At 47.3% G+C, this 18671-nt stretch carries 17 protein-coding genes and 1 pseudogene; 12 read left to right on the top strand and 6 right to left on the bottom strand.

Features of this window, described 5'->3' with window-relative positions:
* Positions 1-87 precede the first annotated feature (87 nt).
* The 8 genes and pseudogenes from KD145_RS11275 to KD145_RS11305 all read left to right on the top strand — a co-directional run bounded on the left by KD145_RS11275 (position 88) and on the right by KD145_RS11305 (position 6346).
* Positions 88-585 carry a cytochrome c gene (locus KD145_RS11275; protein ID WP_212005981.1) on the top strand — a complete coding sequence of 166 codons (498 nt, stop codon included), beginning with the start codon at positions 88-90 and terminating at the stop codon, positions 583-585.
* Positions 586-609: 24 nt separating this feature from the next.
* The gene (locus KD145_RS32260) at positions 610-948 is read left to right on the top strand and encodes a hypothetical protein (RefSeq protein WP_249219797.1); all 339 of its coding nucleotides are present in this window, start codon (positions 610-612) and stop codon (positions 946-948) included.
* 12 nt (positions 949-960) lie between these two features.
* Positions 961-2580, top strand: a pseudogene (nosZ, locus tag KD145_RS11280) (Sec-dependent nitrous-oxide reductase); the annotation flags it as partial.
* Between the two features lie 53 nt (positions 2581-2633).
* Positions 2634-3203: a hypothetical protein gene (locus KD145_RS11285; RefSeq protein WP_212005982.1), complete on the top strand. Its 570-nt coding sequence runs from the start codon at positions 2634-2636 to the stop codon at positions 3201-3203.
* 1 nt (position 3204) lies between these two features.
* Positions 3205-3642, top strand: a complete 438-nt coding sequence (locus tag KD145_RS11290) for a nitrous oxide reductase accessory protein NosL (protein ID WP_212005983.1) — start codon at positions 3205-3207, stop codon at positions 3640-3642.
* A 1-nt stretch (position 3643) separates the two neighbouring features.
* Positions 3644-4876, top strand: coding sequence for a nitrous oxide reductase family maturation protein NosD (gene nosD / locus KD145_RS11295; protein WP_249219798.1), 1233 nt, complete (start codon positions 3644-3646; stop codon positions 4874-4876).
* Complete coding sequence (locus tag KD145_RS11300) at positions 4873-5595, top strand: ABC transporter ATP-binding protein (RefSeq protein ID WP_212005984.1); 723 nt, start codon at positions 4873-4875, stop codon at positions 5593-5595. Before nosD ends, KD145_RS11300 begins: the two co-directional genes overlap by 4 nt.
* Complete coding sequence (locus KD145_RS11305; protein WP_212005985.1) at positions 5579-6346, top strand: ABC transporter permease subunit; 768 nt, start codon at positions 5579-5581, stop codon at positions 6344-6346. Before KD145_RS11300 ends, KD145_RS11305 begins: the two co-directional genes overlap by 17 nt.
* Here KD145_RS11305 and KD145_RS11310 read toward each other — a convergent pair.
* The 5 genes from KD145_RS11310 to KD145_RS11330 all read right to left on the bottom strand — a co-directional run bounded on the left by KD145_RS11310 (position 6297) and on the right by KD145_RS11330 (position 14755).
* Complete coding sequence (locus KD145_RS11310) at positions 6297-7556, bottom strand: hypothetical protein (RefSeq protein WP_212005986.1); 1260 nt, start codon at positions 7554-7556, stop codon at positions 6297-6299. The genes KD145_RS11305 and KD145_RS11310 overlap by 50 nt on opposite strands.
* 130 nt (positions 7557-7686) lie before the next feature.
* On the bottom strand, positions 7687-8877 hold the full coding sequence (locus KD145_RS11315) for a TlpA disulfide reductase family protein (RefSeq protein WP_212005987.1): 1191 nt from the start codon (positions 8875-8877) through the stop codon (positions 7687-7689).
* Between the two features lie 20 nt (positions 8878-8897).
* Positions 8898-10256 carry a RagB/SusD family nutrient uptake outer membrane protein gene (locus KD145_RS11320; protein WP_212005988.1) on the bottom strand — a complete coding sequence of 453 codons (1359 nt, stop codon included), beginning with the start codon at positions 10254-10256 and terminating at the stop codon, positions 8898-8900.
* A gap of 18 nt (positions 10257-10274) precedes the next feature.
* Positions 10275-13724 carry a SusC/RagA family TonB-linked outer membrane protein gene (locus tag KD145_RS11325; protein WP_212005989.1) on the bottom strand — a complete coding sequence of 1150 codons (3450 nt, stop codon included), beginning with the start codon at positions 13722-13724 and terminating at the stop codon, positions 10275-10277.
* A gap of 44 nt (positions 13725-13768) precedes the next feature.
* Positions 13769-14755 carry a FecR family protein gene (locus tag KD145_RS11330; RefSeq protein ID WP_212005990.1) on the bottom strand — a complete coding sequence of 329 codons (987 nt, stop codon included), beginning with the start codon at positions 14753-14755 and terminating at the stop codon, positions 13769-13771.
* Positions 14756-14945: 190 nt separating this feature from the next.
* Here KD145_RS11330 and KD145_RS11335 point away from each other — a divergent pair, with 190 nt between their 5' ends.
* Together KD145_RS11335 and KD145_RS11340 are read left to right on the top strand one after the other, a co-directional pair.
* Positions 14946-15515: an RNA polymerase sigma factor gene (locus tag KD145_RS11335; protein ID WP_212005991.1), complete on the top strand. Its 570-nt coding sequence runs from the start codon at positions 14946-14948 to the stop codon at positions 15513-15515.
* Between the two features lie 108 nt (positions 15516-15623).
* A complete protein-coding gene (locus KD145_RS11340; protein ID WP_212005992.1) occupies positions 15624-16055 on the top strand; it encodes a VOC family protein in 432 nt (143 codons plus the stop codon).
* Positions 16056-16126: 71 nt separating this feature from the next.
* Here KD145_RS11340 and KD145_RS11345 read toward each other — a convergent pair whose 3' ends face one another.
* The gene (locus KD145_RS11345) at positions 16127-17209 is read right to left on the bottom strand and encodes a DegT/DnrJ/EryC1/StrS aminotransferase family protein (RefSeq protein ID WP_212005993.1); all 1083 of its coding nucleotides are present in this window, start codon (positions 17207-17209) and stop codon (positions 16127-16129) included.
* Positions 17210-17439: 230 nt separating this feature from the next.
* Here KD145_RS11345 and KD145_RS11350 point away from each other — a divergent pair, with 230 nt between their 5' ends.
* Together KD145_RS11350 and KD145_RS11355 are read left to right on the top strand one after the other, a co-directional pair.
* Positions 17440-18192, top strand: coding sequence for a TIGR04255 family protein (locus tag KD145_RS11350; RefSeq protein WP_212005994.1), 753 nt, complete (start codon positions 17440-17442; stop codon positions 18190-18192).
* A complete protein-coding gene (locus KD145_RS11355; RefSeq protein ID WP_212005995.1) occupies positions 18179-18661 on the top strand; it encodes a hypothetical protein in 483 nt (160 codons plus the stop codon). Before KD145_RS11350 ends, KD145_RS11355 begins: the two co-directional genes overlap by 14 nt.
* Positions 18662-18671: the final 10 nt, after the last annotated feature.

Here is an 18671-nt window from a genome sequence, read left to right on the forward strand (position 1 = left end):
TCCTGATAAACCGTGACATAATTAAGGACAAAATCATCCTTATTAATATTTCGCTTCGTATAAACTCAAACCAAAAAAATCGCAACCATGAAAAAGCAAGTAATGTTTTTAACAGCAATAGCAGCAGCAACCCTGTTGATCTACAGCTGTGGTTCCGGCACACCACCACCCGCAGCAGACGTACCAGCAGCGGATTCCAGCATGACAGCTCCTGCACAGGCCAGCAGTCAGGCACCTACAGACGACACAAAAGGAATGGGCAAATTCACGGAAGTGAAACTGACCGATCCACTGGACCAGGCCATGGTCACCAGCGGCAAAAGCACCTATGAGGTGAAATGCGCCGCCTGTCATAAGCTCAGCGGCGAAAAACTGGTAGGCCCGGGCTGGAAAGGTGTTACCGAAAGAAGGAAACCTGAATGGATTATGAACTTCGTCACCAACACTGACGAGATGATCGACAAAGATCCGGCAGCACAAGCCATGTTGCAGGAATGTATGGTACGTATGCCCAATCAGCACCTGACCGATGATGAAGCCAGACACCTGCTCGAATACATGCGGGCCAACGATGGTAAAAAATAATTGCTGACACTCACTCCGTCTATTATGAAAAGACTTAGTCTCATGCTGGGCCTGGTAGCCGCCACTGCCGCCATGCAAAGCTGCAAAATGAAAACTGCCGCCACCGCCGTTCAGGGCGATGCCGCCTCCAAAGCCTATGTGGCTCCTGGTAAATACGATGAATACTACAATTTTGTGTCCGGTGGCTTTAACGGGCAGGTATCTGTTTATGGCCTCCCTTCCGGACGTCTGTTAAAAGTAATCCCGGTGTTTTCCGTCTTCCCGGAAAACGGCTATGGTTACAGTGAAGAAACCAAAGCCATGCTCAACACCACCAACGGCGCCATTCCATGGGATGATCAGCACCACATGGACCTGTCATAAACCAACGGAGAACAGGATGGCCGCTGGCTCTTCGCCAATGCCAACAATACACCCCGTATTGCACGCATAGACCTCACCACCTTCAAAACCATGGAGATCCTCCAGATCCCCAACAGTGCAGGTAACCACTCCTCTCCCTTCATCACCGAAAATACAGAATACGTAGTAGCCGGTACCCGCTTCTCTGTACCACTCGGCAGCGAAGATGTACCTATCAGCTCCTTCAAGGAAAACTTCCACAGCACCGCGTCTTTTATCAGCGTAGATAAAAACTCCGGTAAAATGGACATCGCCTTCCAGATCGTGCTGCCTGGTATGAACCTCGACCTCAGCCACGCCGGTAAAGGTCCATCCCACGACTGGTTCTTCTTCTCCAGCTACAATACCGAACAAGCCTATACACTGCTGGAGGTAAACGCCTCCCAGAAAGACAAAGACTATATCGTAGCGGTTAACTGGAAAAAAGCAGAAGAATACGCTAAAGCCGGCAAAGGCAAAAAAGTGAGTGCACCCTATGCCCACAACACTTACGATGAGCACACACAAACGGCCACTTCCGTGATCGAAAATGAAGTGCTGTTACTCGATCCAAAAGATTGTCCGGATATGATATACATGATCCCCTGCCCTAAATCACCTCATGGCTGTGATATAGATCCCTCCGGTGAATACATCGTGGGTAGTGGCAAACTGGCTGCACTCATCCCCGTATTCTCTTTCAGCAAAATCACCAAAGCTATTGGTGACAAACAATTCGAAGGGGATTTTAAAGGTATTCCTATCCTCAAATACGAAGCAGCTCTCTACGGCGAAGTACAGAAACCAGGCCTGGGCCCGTTGCACACCGAATTTGATGGTAAAGGCAACGCCTATACGTCTATGTTCCTCTCTTCTGAAGTAGTGAAATGGAGCCTTAAAGATCTTAAAGTACTGGACCGTGTCCCTACCTACTATTCCGTAGGCCACCTGATGATACCTGGTGGCGACACTAAAAAACCGGCCGGCAAATACCTTGTAGCCTACAACAAGATTACCAAAGACCGGTTCCTGCCTACCGGCCCGGAACTGGCGCAGTCTGCCCAGCTGTATGATATCTCAGGCGATAAAATGCAGCTGGTGCTGGACTACCCCACCTTTGGGGAGCCGCACTATGCACAGGCCTGCGCTGCATCACTGATCAAAGACAAACAGGTGAAGTTCTTCGACATCAACAAAAACAAACATAACTACGTGGCCATGGGTGAAAAAAATGCGAAAGTGGTACGTCAGGGTAACCGTGTAGACGTATACATGACCGCCATCCGCTCACACCTTACACCAGACAACATCGAAGGCGTTTATGTTGGAGATGAAGTATACTTCCACGTCACCAACCTGGAACAGGACTGGGATATCCCACATGGCTTCGCCATCAAAAACAATCCCAACGCGGAACTGCTGATCATGCCCGGTGAAACCGTTACGCTGAAGTTTGTTCCGGAAAAACAAGGCATCTATCCTTTCTACTGTACCGACTTCTGTTCTGCCCTGCATCAGGAAATGTCAGGCTATCTGCGGGTATCTCCCAAAGGAGCCAACGTGCCCCTGAAATTTGGCACCGGCGAAACCGCAGAAACGGTTGCAGCAAAATAAACCCTATACAACCGGTGGTGCTGCCCGGCGCCACCGGTTCTCAACTGTCGATTATGAAGCAATTAACTAAAGCAGGCCGTATCAGCATTCCCGTAGTGGTCCTCTTCCTGATCACCCTCTGGCTCGCCCCCATGTGGCGAATAGACATGAGGGCTCCACAGTACCCGGATGGACTGTCTATGCAGATATGGATCAACGATGTAAAAGGGGATGTGCCCATCATCAACGGACTGAATCACTATATCGGAATGAAAACCATCCACCGCGATGACTTCCGTGAATTTGTATTCATGCCCATCGCCATCCTCTTGTTTATGGCAGGTGGCGTGCTCGTATTCCTGTTAAAAAGCAAAAGAGCGTATTACATATGGACCGCCGCTTTTATGGTGATCGCTATCTGTTCTTTCACTGACTTCTATCTGTGGGAATACAACTATGGCCACAACCTGGACCCGAATGCGCCCATCCAGGTGCCTGGCATGTCTTACCAGCCGCCGCTGCTGGGGTACAAAAAGCTGCTCAACTTTGAAGTGCTCTCACAACCCGACCTGGCAGGATGGTTTTATTGCGCCGCAGGTGTGATACTGACTGTCATCACATTTTATGAATGGAAAAAGAAATGATATGAAGCACAATACTTTGATTTTCCTGCTTGGCTTTTTTATGCTGCAGTTTGCCTGCAGTCCGGATTTTGAACCAGTAGATTATGGCCATGATGCCTGTGCTCACTGCAGGATGACGATCATGGATAAACGTTATGCCGCGGAAATGATCACACCCAAAGGGAAAGCCTATAAGTTTGATGATATCATCTGCCTGTTGCAATACATGTCTGCCAATCAGGTTTCTCCCGACAGCCGGCTTTTAATAGCCGACCACAGCGATGCTTCCCATCCTTTTATTGATGCACGCAAGGCCATCTATCTGCACAACCCATCCTTCAAAACACCCATGAACGGCAACTATGCAGCCTTTGCCTCCGAAAAGGCCGCCGTTCCTCTGAAAGATAACCTGGAGCAAAAACTACTGCACTGGGAAGACCTCACGCGTATAAATCCCTGATATGATGAAACACTTATGGTTGCTTTTATGGCTGACCGGTAGCTGTTTAACAAATTATGCCACTACCATCAGGGTTTCTCCCGGCAAGGATGCCCTGCGCACCGCCATCGGCAAAGCACTGCCCGGAGATACCCTGCTGGTACTGAAAGGTATTTATCAGGAACATGATATCAACATCACCCGCACCATCACTATTTTGGGAAGCGGTATGCCGGTGATAGACGCCAGCAGCAAGTATCCCGGCCTTCTGATCACCGCCGACAGCGTGGTCATTCAGGGGATTCAGGTACAACGCACCGGCAGATCTTCTATTTCCGATATCGCCGGCATCCGCATCAGCAATGCTAAAAATGTAGTGTTGCGCAACAACCGCATGCTGGACTGTACTTATGGCATTTATCTGCAGAATGCACACAACTGCACGATCCTTAACAATACCGTACATACCGGCATCAAAAATGAGATCAACGGAGGCAACGGCATACATGCCTGGAAATGCGACCGGCTGCAGATAAGCGGCAACAGCGTTTCCGGCCACCGCGATGGTATCTACTTCGAATTTGTGACCGATTCAAAAATAGACAATAATATTTCGTACGCCAATCAACGTTATGGCCTGCATTTTATGTTTTCCCACCAGGACAGCTATACAAAAAATACCTTCCGGGAGAACGGTGCCGGCGTGGCTGTGATGTATACCAGAGGAGTGACCATGTACGATAATACTTTTGTGCAGAACTGGGGAGATGCCTCCTATGGTCTTTTATTAAAAGAGATCACCGACAGCAAAATAGAACACAACCGTTTCATCAAAAACACAATCGGCATTCACATGGAAGGCACTACCCGTGTAGATGTGCTGCATAACCTGTTTCAGGACAACGGCTGGGCCCTGCGCGTAATGGCCAGCTCCAGCGGCAGCCGCTTCACGGAAAATAATTTTATCAGCAACTCCTTTGACGTGGCCACCAACGGTACCCTGATGCTGAACGAGTTTCGCCGCAACTACTGGGATAAATACGATGGTTATGATCTGGACCGCGACCATATTGGTGATGTACCACATTATCCGGTCAGCGTATACGCAGTGATCTCTGAAAAAATACCAGCCGCCATGATCCTCTACCGCAGTTTCCTCACCGGCATCATGGAACAGGTAGAAAAAGTAATGCCCAGCATGATACCCGACCAGCTAAGGGATGATTCTCCGATGATGAAAAAAATTGAACTATGATCCGCATCACCCATCTGACAAAGTCTTTCAAAAAATTCAAAGCCCTGGATGATATCTGTCTTCATCTGGAACGAGGGCAAACTGTTTCACTGCTGGGGCCTAACGGTTCCGGCAAAACGACGTTGATCAAATCCATCCTGGGACTGGTTATTCCTGAAAAGGGAGACATCAGCATCAACGGGCAGGATATCCGTACCCACTGGAATTACCGTTCCCAAATCGGCTATATGCCACAGATAGGGCGCTATCCCGAAAATATGTCTGTGCGCCAGGTATTTGCTATGCTCCGCGCAGTCAGAAAAGATTGTCAGCATTTCGACGAAGAACTGATAGCGCGTTTTAACGTACCTGCTTTTGAACATAAACTGATGCGCAACCTCTCCGGAGGAACACGCCAGAAAGTAAGCGCCTGCCTCGCTTTCCTCTTTTCACCAGACATCCTGATACTGGACGAACCTACCGCCGGTCTTGATCCGGTGTCCAGCGAGATACTGAAAGACAAGATATCACGGGAACGGGCCAACGGTAAACTGGTGATGATCACCTCCCATGTTCTCAGCGACCTCGATGATATTACCAGCCATGTGGTGTATTTGCAGGATGGGAAACTGGTCTGCTTTAAAACGGTAGAAGAACTGAAAAAATCAACGGGCTTCCATCAACTGAATAAAGTGATTGCGGCTCTGATGCAAACCAATGTACATGAAGACAATTATTAAATACGTCCTGATAGATCTGTTGAAAAACAGGACTGTGCTGGCTTATACCCTGGTACTGGGAGTGCTGACTATCAGCGTGGCCGGCATGAGCGACAATACTTCCAAAGGCATGTTAAGCCTGCTCAACATTACGCTGTTGTTTGTGCCCATCATCAGCCATCTTTTCTCCACCATTTATTTTTTTAATTCTGCAGAATTCACTGAGCTGTTGCTGGCACAGCCTATCCGTCGAAAAACCATGTTACTGGCTGTTTACGCAGGTGTAGCCATAGCGCTGAGCCTTGCCTATCTGGTCGGTGTAGGCGTTCCCGTATTTGTGCTGTACAACAACCTGGCGGCTATCGCTTTAATTATCAGCGGCATGTTACTCACACTGATATTTTCTGCGCTGGCGCTGCTTATTTTTGTGCTGTTCAAAGACAAAACAAAAGGGATTGGTGCCGGCATTATTACGGCCTTGTTTTTCACGCTGTTATTTGACGGCCTGTTACTGGCCTTTATCTACTCTTTCAGCGAGTACCCGATAGACAAACCCTTATTGGGACTGATATCCCTGAATCCTGTTGACCTGGCAAGAATACTCGTACTGTTGCAGCTGGATGCTGCGGTCATGATGGGTTACTCCGGTGCACTCTTCAAAAAATTTCTGGGTTCAGCCACCGGCAGCATTTACACCACTGCCTGTATGTTATGCTGGATCATTACTCCATTGATAACAGCGGTAAGGATTTTCCGGAAAAAAGATATCTGACGGCAGCCAGCGCTATCAGCAAGGCACCTGCCAGCAAACCCCAGGCAGCTATCCACAGCAGCCAGGGATAACGTTCAGCGGGGATGCTTACCAACCCAGGCATCCCCTGCAGCAACAGAATGATTTCATTGGCCACCAATGCAAGAGTGAACACACAGATGCCGGCGCCTGCCAGCATTTTCACCCGGGCAAAAAAACCGGTATACAGTAACTGGGCCAAAAGGTAGAGGGTCACAAAACCCAGCATCACCAGATGCAGGTAACTGATGATCAACGGCCTGTTTACAAACACCTGATCGCCTATAGCCGGGAAAATAATCAGCAGTTGCGCTACCGTCTTTAATACAAAAGCTGTAAGGGCCAGTATGCCCAGATTACGGACCAACGAGTTAACCATCTTCAGCTCCGTTTTTACAGAACGGACCATCTCCGCAAACCGGGCCAGTGTCAGTAACAACAACCCACAACCCGCAGCACCGATCACCCGTACCAGTACTGGCGGCTGATGCCACAGATAAGACAGAAACGCTGTAGGCAATACCGCAGCACACAAAGCCAGCACAAAGCGGTAACGTATTTTCTCCGCATTTTCCGGCCTCAGATGATAACAGAAAAGCGCAAACACCGCCAGCGTGAAAAAGCCATTGTACTGCAGATGCAGATAGGTATACACCGCATCATGATACAGCACGGTGTTCACCTGATGGGAAGCCATCATATAAGCCAGCGAAAACGGGCCCACCGCCGATAATACCAGTGATATCAACGAAGCAGCGGCCAGTAAGGTCACCGCCCTTTCCCGCCCGGCTTTCAGCAGATCTTTGATAAAAACCACACTGAACACACCCGTGCAGAGAATAAACAAAGTAGAGAACAGAATAGAGAAAAAAGCATACCCCTGAAGCGGGAAACTGAACAACATCCCCAGGGAAGTGCAATATACACCGCCCAGCAGCCAGCTATATACCGGCTTACTACTGCTGCTTTCCGGCAATAACCGGTAGGTCATCAGGGCAAACAAACACAAGGTGATCCATCCGCCCAGGGCAAAATGCGAATGCCCAAACAACAGGTTATTATAATAAATGCCCGGCAGGGAAAATAAAGCGGTGCTGCGGAGCAATACTCCCAGTACCGCTACAATAGCCAGGTTGATCAGTGATAGGGTAATCCATGTTCGTTCTGTTTTCCCTGTTGTTGCACGAGTCATATATGTTTGTTGTTTTTGCCGGAGCAAAGTTACAATAAAGACAAAAACATCCTTTATAAATACGGTATAAAAAAATAACTGCCAGCTGTTGGCGGTACAGCTGGCAGTCATAAAACAGCAGAGCGTTATATTAATGCTGACCCAAAAGTTTTTCCAGCAGCGCATCCAGCGCAGCCCGGTTCTTTTCTGAGTTGCCGACCAGCTTCTCCACAATCTTCCCTTCCCTGTCGATCAGTATTTTGGTGGGGAAAGCCTTTACATCGTAAGCATTCAATATTCCTTTTTCTTTTTCAGTGCTGGAACTTGTGTTGAGCACATTCAGCCAGGTCATATGGTCTTCATCAAGGGCTTTGGTCCATTTCTCCTTCCATTCGGATTCATCACCCCTTTCGTTGGCAATGCCCAGTATTTCGAAGCCGGCATCGTGGTATCTGGCGTATGTTTCCCGCAGATGGGGATGGCTCATGCGGCAGGGATAACACCAGCTGCCCCAGAAGTCCAGCAATACCACTTTTCCTTTCAGCGAGGCCAGTGTGATGGCATTACCATTTCTGTCCGGCAGTGTTACCTGTGGCGCAGGCATACCGGGTGCGGTTTCCCGGGCTTTGGCCAGTCGTGCACCATAGGCAATGCCTTCTGGAGAGGCTTTCAGCGCGGGTTGTATGCCATCATACAAAGGACCTATCACCACGGGGTCTATTTTTGTACGGGTGTATTCATTGAGCAGTTTCAACATAATGCCCGTTTGCGGGTGCTGCTGCATAAAACGCAGTTTGGCAGCCTCCCGTGCATCGTCCACTGCATAAGCCTTGCGGAGCACTGCTGCTATTGCAGCGCTGTCCTTGCTCGCAAAAGCCGCCTTTCTTTCTTTGCCAAAGTTTTTTTCTCCCTCCTGGTAGATATCATGCTGTTCTTTTTCCATCGTAAGATGATCATCTTCTGCAACAGAACCACTCACTCTGGTATCATTCAGTTCATTGGCGGAAACGGCCGTCAGCCCCCCTTTATCCAGAAAAAACACATGCTGGTAAGGTTTGATAAAATGTGTCTTAAAATAATACTGCGCTTTGTCCTCAGACACCTTCAGATAAAGCGTGGCTTCCGCGGGATAGTCTATTTTACCCTGGAAATGGTAGGTATGTTTTTCCAGGCGGCAGCTGTCTGTAATGGTCTGGTTGTGCTGACGATAGGAAAGATACACGTACCTGTTGGTGGCCAGGGTAGTTTTAGGCAGGGTGCCTTTCAGGGTGAAAGACTGTGCCTGTGTGGTTTGCAGGCTTATGCAGGCCACACAGGTGTATAATATTGTTTTTCCTTGCATAGATCAGGTTTTGGAATGGCTTAATCATTACGCGGCATATCCGGATTAAAAGATAAAACGCTGAGTGGTATCTGTAAAGTATATCTGGCTGCGTGAGGTGGTAAGGTAGCAATCACCTTTCCTGCGTCAGCATAACGGTTCACGGTCTGCATATTATTGGCTGCATCCAGGCGGCGCATGTCTATCCAGCGGAAGCCTCTGTAGGCTAGTTCCATACGGCGTTCCCTCCATACCAGGTCCATCACCTGCGCCGCGTCGGAAGATACCAGCGGCTGATAAGCGTCTTTTTTAATACGGCATTTACGGATATCGTTCAACTGGTCCAGTGCCTCCTGCAGCCTGCCGCTGCGGGCCGCCGCTTCGGCCAGTATCAGCTTCATCTCTTCCACAGAAGTACCGAAGTTAGGTACGGCCCCACTTGGGTTATACGTCACCACGCCGCGTTTGGGATAAGTATAGTCACCCGTGTTTTCATAATAGAATTTCAGCCGCAGGTCATTCACGTCAAACAGTTTCAGGAATTCAATCGTAGGATATTCCTTAGTGGCCGCTGAAGTGGAGTAACGGGCATACAGCTCATACGTTCTGATGGCCATGCCGGGCATAGCTTTGGCATTGGGGATGGTATTATAATCCAGGATGACAGGAGGATTGTCACCCAGCGCCAGTCTTGCGTTTTTAGCAGCTTCGTCATACAAGCCCATATACAGGTAGGCACGTGCCAGCACACTATAGGCTGCAGGTACAGCACCACGGAAACGGTTACCTGCATTGCTGGCCGGCAGCCCCGGAATAGCGGCATTGATATCCTGGATAATATGCTCATAGATGACAGCCACCGTGCTGCGGGGTGGTGTATTATCGGAGATATCAATAGACTCCATAAACGGTACTGCCAGGTCTTTGGCCGCAGTAGCCGGGTTGTAGGGCTTCGCATACAGGTTGACCAGGTATAGGTATTCAAAAGCCCTGCCCAGTAAAGCTTCTGCACGTATCCGCTCTTTATCTCTGGCGGTCCCGTTGCCGGCATCACCGATGCCTTTGAGCACAGCATTGTAACGATAGATATTCGCGTAATGTTTGCCCCAGAATAACGGCGGCACTTTGGTATCGTTGGAAAACTGCTCCGCCCAGAGATAGACCAGATCAGCCGGCAACACCGCAGGCTGCGGTATAGCGGGCTGGTCTACATCGTCAGCCAGCAGGTTTAATTCACGGGCGCCGCTGGAAGTGAGGTCCTGGCTGTTCAGAAAAAGATCGTAGTCACTCACGTTGGTCAGGATCGTTTTTCCTTTTGGCGCTATGTCAAGATATTTCTGGCAGGAAGTGGCTGTTGTCAACAGACCGGCCAGTCCCCATATCATCCATTTGTGTTTCATGTTCTTGCTGTTAATGCTTTAGAAATTGGTGAACAGGCCGATGGTAAAGGTAGGCACCAGGTGTCTTCTGGCATAACTGCCAGTGGCTATACTATAGTTGTATTTGTTGAGGCCTATGGTCATCAGGTTGGAGGCCTGTACCTTCACTTCAAAGTTGGTGAAGCCGATACGCTGAATAGCAGGAGCATTCCTGAAATTATAGGATACCGTGATATCACGTAGTACAAGGTAAGCCCCATTCACCACCCGTATATCAGCATAATTATACACATAACTATGATAGGCATTATACAACCAGTAAGGATAGATGCCCATCACATCTGCTTTCTGCTCATCCCCTTTCTGGCGGAAATAGTTTTCCGTACCGGCCAGTGGGCGGGTGGCACCCGTAGAAGGTGCTGGTATCCGGGTTTTAAAACCACCGTAATAATCCACCATGCAGTACACATAAAAATTCCCGATGTCTATCCTGTTGCTGATACCAGCGGTAATGACAGGCATACCTGCTCCCTGGTATTGCAGGTCGTTTAGACCGTCATCCAGCGCACCATAACCAGGATTCTTCCGCTTGCCGTCTATACCGTATATCTGTGGCAAACCGCTCGTATCGAGACCTGCATAACGATAACTGAACACCGCGCCCACCGGGTAGTCCACCACATAGTTATTGCCGATATATTGATAGGACTGTTGTTTGTTATTAACATACAGTGCCAATACCTTGTTGATATTACGGGACAGCGCGATGCCGGTATTCCAGTTGAAACGTTTACGGGTAATCCAGTCGGCATGCAGGTTTAGCTCCACCCCGCTGTTGCTGATAGATGCAGCATTCAGTTTTGCACTGCTGGCGCCTTTGGTAGGGTCCAGCTGTGCATCGGCGAGCAGGTCCTTACTTTTGCGGGTGTAATAATCAATGCTGCCGTATACACTACCCACCACTCTAAAATCCATTCCCATATTGAGGTTGCTGGTTTCTTCCCAGCGCAGGGCTGCATTTTCCATCGATCCCAGGTTAAGCGCTACAGAAGCAGGCGAAGTACGAAGATTGGAGGCATACGTTGCTACAATCTGCGGAATGCTTGCTTTGGAAGTATTACCGTTGATACCATAAGCTATACGCAGCTTCAGGGCGTCCAGCCAGTTAACATGCTGCATAAAGTTCTCCTGGTCTATATTCCAGGCGCCGCCTACCGACCAGAGCGGCTTGTAGCGGTATTTAGGATCTGTACCGAAGAGGTTGGACTGATCTATGCGCACACTTCCGGAAAAGGAATACCTGCCTCTGAAAGAATATACACCGTTAAAATAACCGGAGATATAACGGTCATCCTGATACGCTTTTGAAAAAAGATTTTCGAATCTGAGTGTAGGGTTACCATAGGCAAACTGTGATATCCAGGAGCCGGTTAGTATTTTGTTGTAATCCACCGGTTGTTGCAGCAACGTTTGATCGTTGTAGCCGAAAGTAGAACTAACACTGGCTGATGTAGTCACCTTGCGGGTTTCAGCACCCAGTATCACGTTAAAGGAGTGCTGGTCATGAATCACTTTGTTATAGTCCAGCTGTGCCCGTACAGTATAGCTAAGTGCGCTGGTATTTTTCTGGTTGATATAACCACCTTTGGGAATATTGAAGAGGATGCCTTTATCTGTTTGTTCCGCATAGCGGTTGACATACTGACGGGCTTCAGATGATTTTTCGCTGGCGTAATGTGTCAGATCGGCCCGGGAGTTTTCGTATATGCCGCCAAACCTGAAGTTGAAACCATGTCCGATATGATAGTTGAAGTTGGCGATCACCTTATTGCTGACTGTTTTATTGCGGTCGCTGATTTCATTCATATCTACCAGCGGATACCGCAGGTTGTCATACAATCCTTTTTTGATGATGGTATCATTAAAGACCGGGTTCATGTTGGAACCATCGAAGATGGGCAGCGGATTACCATTTTTATCCTGAAAACGTTCATACCCGTATACATTCATAAAATCAGGCACCGGCGCCACATTGGATTTGGTTTCCAGGTAATCGGTGGTCAGTTCCAGGGAGAGGCGTTTATTAAACCGGTAGTTGGCGCGGCCGGACAGTAAAAAACGGCTGTCATCGTTATTCATTTTTGAAAGCCGGTTGCCGGTATAGTTGGCCGATACATAATAGGTGGCCTGTTGTGTACCACCGGACATATTGAGGTCGTACTGCTGATTGAGGGCGCTGCGCAGGAACAGGCGGCTGTAATCGGCGGCGTTGTTGTAAGCACCCAGTGCATCAAAACGTGCGGCCATCTGTTCCGGTGTGATGGTACCTTCCTTTCTGTCGAGCAGGATATCAAAACCAGGCTGGTAGTAGCTGTACGATGTTCTGTACCGGGTCCAGTCTACCGGCAGGTCTGTTCCGTCTTTATAGGTATCCCGCAGGTAATTGAGCGTGGTATTGCTGGGGGCAAGACGGTAGGTGCTGTAGTTTTCCTTGCCGGTAACGCCCAGGGTAGTACGAAAAGCAAAGCGGGTACGTCCTATCTCAGCCTGTTTACGCTCTATGATCACCACACCGTTGGAGGCGCGTACCCCGTAGACAGTGGCGGAAGCAGCATCTTTCAGCACAGTAACGGATTTGATTTCATTGGGGTTGATCGCATCGAGGGTCAGTTCTGTAGGATAACCATCTACCACAATGAGCGGCTGTTTATTGGCCGAAATAGTAGACAGGCCTCTTACCTGAAAGAGGGAGTTCCCTTCAAACTTCATATCATTGTTGATCAGCACACCCGGCAGTTTGTTTTGGATACCGGACAGGAAATCAGTGCTGATACGTGTTTCATATTCTTTGGTACCAATGGCGGAGATAGCGCCGGTGCTTTGCTCCGGGCGGATACGCTGGTAGGCAGTGCTTACTTCCACCATGCCGAGGTTATGACGGCCGAATTTCAGCACTATTTCTTTCATACCGGACAGCACTTCGGCCACAAAGGTTTGTGGCTCATAGCCTACGCAGGAAATCCTGACAGTGGCCTTGGGTGCGATATGCAGTAATGAATAGGAACCGCTGCTGTTGGTCATTACACCGTTAGTGCCTACAGCGATGGTTACATAAGGCAAAGGGGCTCCCTGTTCATTTCTGACTACACCCAGCAGGTTGACAGCAGGTTCCTGTGACCTTACTGGTTTGGGTTTGTGAAAGATGACGACCGCATTGGGCAGCGCTTTGTAATCCAGTTCTGTGTTTTGCAGCAGCTGTGAAAGCGCTTCCCCCAATGGTTTGCTGTTACAGGAGATGGAAAGGTCTGTCCAGACAGTCACTTCGTCTGCCGGAAATGAGATTTTGCAACCGGCCTGCCGGCCCGCTTCTGTCAGCATAACTGACAGGGGCTGGTGCTGTAGCGACAGGCTGATGGTTTTCTGTAAGATCTGGGCATACCCCAGGTGTACATGCATGGCAAATAATAGCAACAGGCATACTCTCCTCATGATAATAAGGCTTGGTTGATTTTTGAATTCCGTGATACGGATGATTATAGCGTCGTAATGGTTACAGTATTTCCTGTAACAGAATAGGCATATCCAAGGGTAGTACAGACGATATCCAGTATATCGTTCAATGATTCTGTACCGTAGAATGCATCGGTAATGGTGACACGTTTTTCTTTATTGATTTGCCGGCTGAAAACGAATTGCATCTGATAACGGGCTGACAGCCGGTTACAGATGGTTTCCAGGCTTGTTTCATTAAACATCAGGTCTTTCGCCATCCACTCTACTGTAGGCGCTACATTCACGTTACTGGCAGCGGCCGGTTGCTGAGCACCACATACCAGTTCCTGATTTTGTGTGAGCACCGCCATGGTCTTGTTTTCCTTTTCTACTCTTACTTTACCGCTGGCAACGGTGACCACTACACGTCGGGAAGCGGCATCTGCCTTGATATTGAAGGCTGTCCCCAGCACATAGGTGCATACGTTGGCACAACGTATCATAAATGGCTTGCGGGCATTATGTTTTACATCAAAGTAAGCTTCTCCCTGTAATGTCAGGAGGCGGTCTGTCTGGTTAAAAGACGGCGCCAGCTGCAAGGTGCTGCCGGCACGTAATAGTACAACAGAACTGTCCGGCAATATCAGATGCCGGTCGTATGTTACTGCCTCGCCGGGACCAGGCGCCTTTCCGGCGCTGCTATGTATCCCGGTGACAGCAGGCGGGGCTTCTTTTACAGACAATGGATGCAGATATCTTGACAGCAATATGATTCCGGTGAGTATGGCGGCGGCCGCAGTAACGCGCTTCCATATACGATATCGGCTTTTCACCGGTCGGAGCGAAGAGCGCTGCTGAAAATCGGCATATTTATCACGCAGGTAAACTTCGTCCATCACGTCCCAATGGGGCGTCTGTGGTGTTTCTCCCAGGCCGTCGTACCATTGCTGCAACGCTTCCAGTTCTGCGTTGGTACATTGGCCGGCATGAAATTTCTCCAGTAATTGATGAAGCTTTTCCCTTTGCATATTGTAATGACGATGCTGCGAAGCGTTACCGTTACTCCTTTGATAAATATTTTTTATTCTAATAAAATCAACTGGCCAGGGTATGACGTATGTCAACAGCCTCACCGTTACTCAAGTGGAATATTTTTTTTCGCCGGTAATTTTTTTGCAAAAGATTATATCTTTATCCCGACCACCGTGGAGTATTATCTTGAATCATCACAGCGCGCATACCGACGACCAATCATTATTATCACTTTGGAAAGAAGGGGATGAAACAGCGTTTGCCTGCCTGTACCGCAAATATTTTCCACAGCTTGTTGTAACGGCCTACCAGAAAGTAAAAGACCAATACCTCGCCGAAGAGCTGGCGCAGGAGAGTTTACTTGCTTTCTACTATAAAAGGGAATATCAGCTGGACAATATCGCCGCCTATCTGCAAGTGATATTACGGCATAAAACATATGATCATTTCCGTAAGGTACTGGTACGTGAACAGCATACCACACTGGCCGCACAACAACAGCCTTCCGTTACGGAAGACGCTTCCCATCAGCTTTATCAAACAGACCTGCTCAAAACCCTGAGTCAGCAAATACAGGCACTGCCTGCACAATGCCGCACCGTTTTCCTTCTGAGCAGGAACAAACATATGTCGAACCACGAAATTGCAGATACACTAGGCATCTCCGTTAATACCGTAGAACAACATATGCGCAAGGCCTTAAAAAGATTAAGGGAAGGTATTCTGCTGTTGCTGCTGATCTCTCTACACAAATAAAAAAATGTCGGAATCCACCCCCTGAAATGTCAGTATTCCCCCTGCATCCGGAACTTTATTGCCCGTAAATTTGTTATTCATTCGTTTGACCTTAAAAAAAATAATATCATGGCATCCGTATTAAATCCTTACTTAACATTTAACGACAATTGTGAAGAAGCCTTCAATTTCTACAAATCTGTATTTGGCGGTGAGTTCGCTGTGGTGATGCGTTTCGACAGCACACCGGATCAATACACGCCAACAGAAGACGAAAAAAATAAAATCCAGCATATCTCCCTGCCTATCGGCAACGGCTCTATGCTGATGGGTAGTGATACCCCTGCCAAATATGGCAAGGTAGTGGAAGGCACCAATTTCTCCATTTCTGTTAGCGCGGATGATGAAGCGGATGCAGACCGTCTGTACCAAGGGCTTTCCGCCGGCGGTAAAGCCACCATGCCTATGGCTAAAATGTTCTGGGGCTCGTACTTCGGAATGCTGACAGACAAATTTGGCATACAGTGGATGATCAGTTTTGACTTTAACCGCAACGGTTAATAAAATGAAAAGATAAGGGCCTTCCTCTACAGGAAGGCCCTTATCTTTTATACCCGGCCGGCAAAGCTGTTTTAGTTATTCTGGGCACGGAGCAGCAGCCGGCAGATCAGGTCTACCTCTACATCCTTAATGCCCGTGTATAAAGGCAGGCACAATACTCTTTTGCTGATATCTTCACTCACCGGACAGTCATGTGGCTGTACATAATTGAGTTTGCTCAGGGAAGGATAAAAATATCTTCTGGGATAGATCCAGTTGTCATTCAGCATTTTTACAGCCTTCAGCAGATCCGCTTCATCCTGGAAGATCACAGGATAATAGGCGTAGTTGAAAGTAGCGCCGGACTGTATACGTACATGCTGTACGTTGAGTCCTTTTAATTTCTGATCGTAACGTTCACAGATTTTTATCCGCTCTTCGAGGCTGGCATCTACCTGGTCGAGGATGAGCAGGCCCATGGCCGCGTGAAATTCAGAGTTTTTAGCATTGATGCCCACACAGGCAAAATCTTCCGGCCCATCGTAACCGAAGTTACGCATATACGCCAGTGTTTTGAGCAGTTCGGCCGATTGGGTGAATACAGCACCGCCTTCTACAGTATGGAAAACTTTGGTGGCATGAAAGCTGGTGGTGCTGATATCGCCGTATTCGAAGACAGAGCGGTTGTTGTATTTTGATCCGAAACAATGGGCAGCGTCGTATATCACTTTCAGCTGATGTTTGCGGGCAATTTGTTCAATCGCTTCAATATCGCAGGGATTGCCGTATACGTGCGTAGCCAGGATAGCCACGGTATCAGCGGTTATTTTGGATTCAATAGCAGCCGGTGAAATGTTTAACGTATGTGGATCAATATCCGCAAACACCGGTGTCAGCCCTTCCCAGACAATACTGGAAGTGGTGGCAACAAAAGAAAAGGGTGTGGTGATCACTTCTCCCCTGGTAAGTCCCAGCGCCTTGAGCGCCAGCTGTAAGGCCACGGTACCATTGTTGAGGAACAACATATGTTTTACATCCAGGTGTTCCTTTAACCGAAGCTCCAGTTCATTTACCAGCGGGCCGTTGTTGGTTAGCCAGTTACGGTCCCATATGCCTTTTAACAGCTCTACATACTTATCTAAAGATGGTAAGTTCGGCTTTGCCACGTTAATCATTGATCAATTTTTAATAAAGACTGCTTAATACCATTCAACATGTAAGCGGCACAGCGTACCGCTGTCTGCAGGTCCAAAGGTACTGTTGTCCGGAAAGGTATACAAGTTTTTTATAATTCACCTTTCGGGCAACGGTTTGATACACTTGAAGATGATTTTTTTGGGATTTAATGCTGTCAAAAAACAGTACTTATTCATTTCTTCCATATATTTATATCTATTTCTGTTCCATGTCCATCAGCAAAAAATATATAACCCCTCCTTTTCTTGAAGCAATTTGTCGGTTCAGATTTGCTACTCATGAAGGGGTATCTTTATTTCAGGTAATTGATGACTTTTATCAAACGATTAAAAGTGATTTTCCAAAGAAGTCTATATTGACATCAAGAGGATTAAATGTGGATATCGAAAATTTCGATGAAATTGGGCCACTCAGAGAAGACATAGAACTATTTAAGTTTTATAATGAAACGGGAAACTTAATAGTACAAATTGGCGAAACTGTCCTGACAGTAAATCACCTACGTCCGTATTCCTCATGGGAGAATTATTCAACGACCGTTCTTTCTATCTTAAAGAGGTTTGGATCTGTGTTTAAATTTAATTTATTTGCTAAAGTTGCCATAAGATATTTAAATAAGATTGACATATCCAGCGATGAATTTGATTTGGAAGACTATTTCAATCTAAAACTGCAAGTTCCCCATGAAATGGAAAGTACGCTAATGGGCGGCTTTGATATTCGCAGTAATTTGTGGACGGAGGATAGACAAAATGTATATACCCTTGCTTTAAAAACAGCTCCGGGAAATAATGATAAGTCATATTCTTTTATTTTTGAATTAGGTTATTTTAATGCAGATGATGGGATTAAAATAGATGAGATCGATAATTGGTTTGATAATGCGCATGAATGTTTGAATAAAGCTTTTGAAAGCACATTAACCCCCAAATGTAAATTGATTTTCGATGAAGGCAAGTAGCACATATATCCCGATTATAGATACAGATTGGGCCCAAAAAAAATCCACAAGAAGAAGTTACCCTAATGAGTTATGGACCACTCCTAAAGTAAGAACGGACGTAGACAATACCTCCTTAACAGATCAATACTTAAGTATAGGATATCAGTTAAAAGAACTAGGGTTTGACTTTGAAGCCAAAGAGCTACCAATTTTAACCGATTTTTTATTAGCCAATTATCAGGTATGGCAAGAACTTGAGAAAGTACCATCTGTAATTCCAGCTTATTTTTCGGAGTATCGATTACTTATAACTTTATATAAAGACCCACAGGAAGGATATTGTCTTTTGAATTTGTATATTATTAATTCACTAGATCCTGTTTCTGCTTACCAAAAAGAGAAAGCGTTCTTTCGAAATTATTTCCGGCCTATATACAAAAAACTAAAGGGTAAACTGAATATTAAAGAAACCAGTGAAAATCTGTAAAGTCTATTCG

The sequence above is a fragment of the Chitinophaga sp. HK235 genome, assembly GCF_018255755.1.
Taxonomy (GTDB): Bacteria; Bacteroidota; Bacteroidia; order Chitinophagales; family Chitinophagaceae; genus Chitinophaga.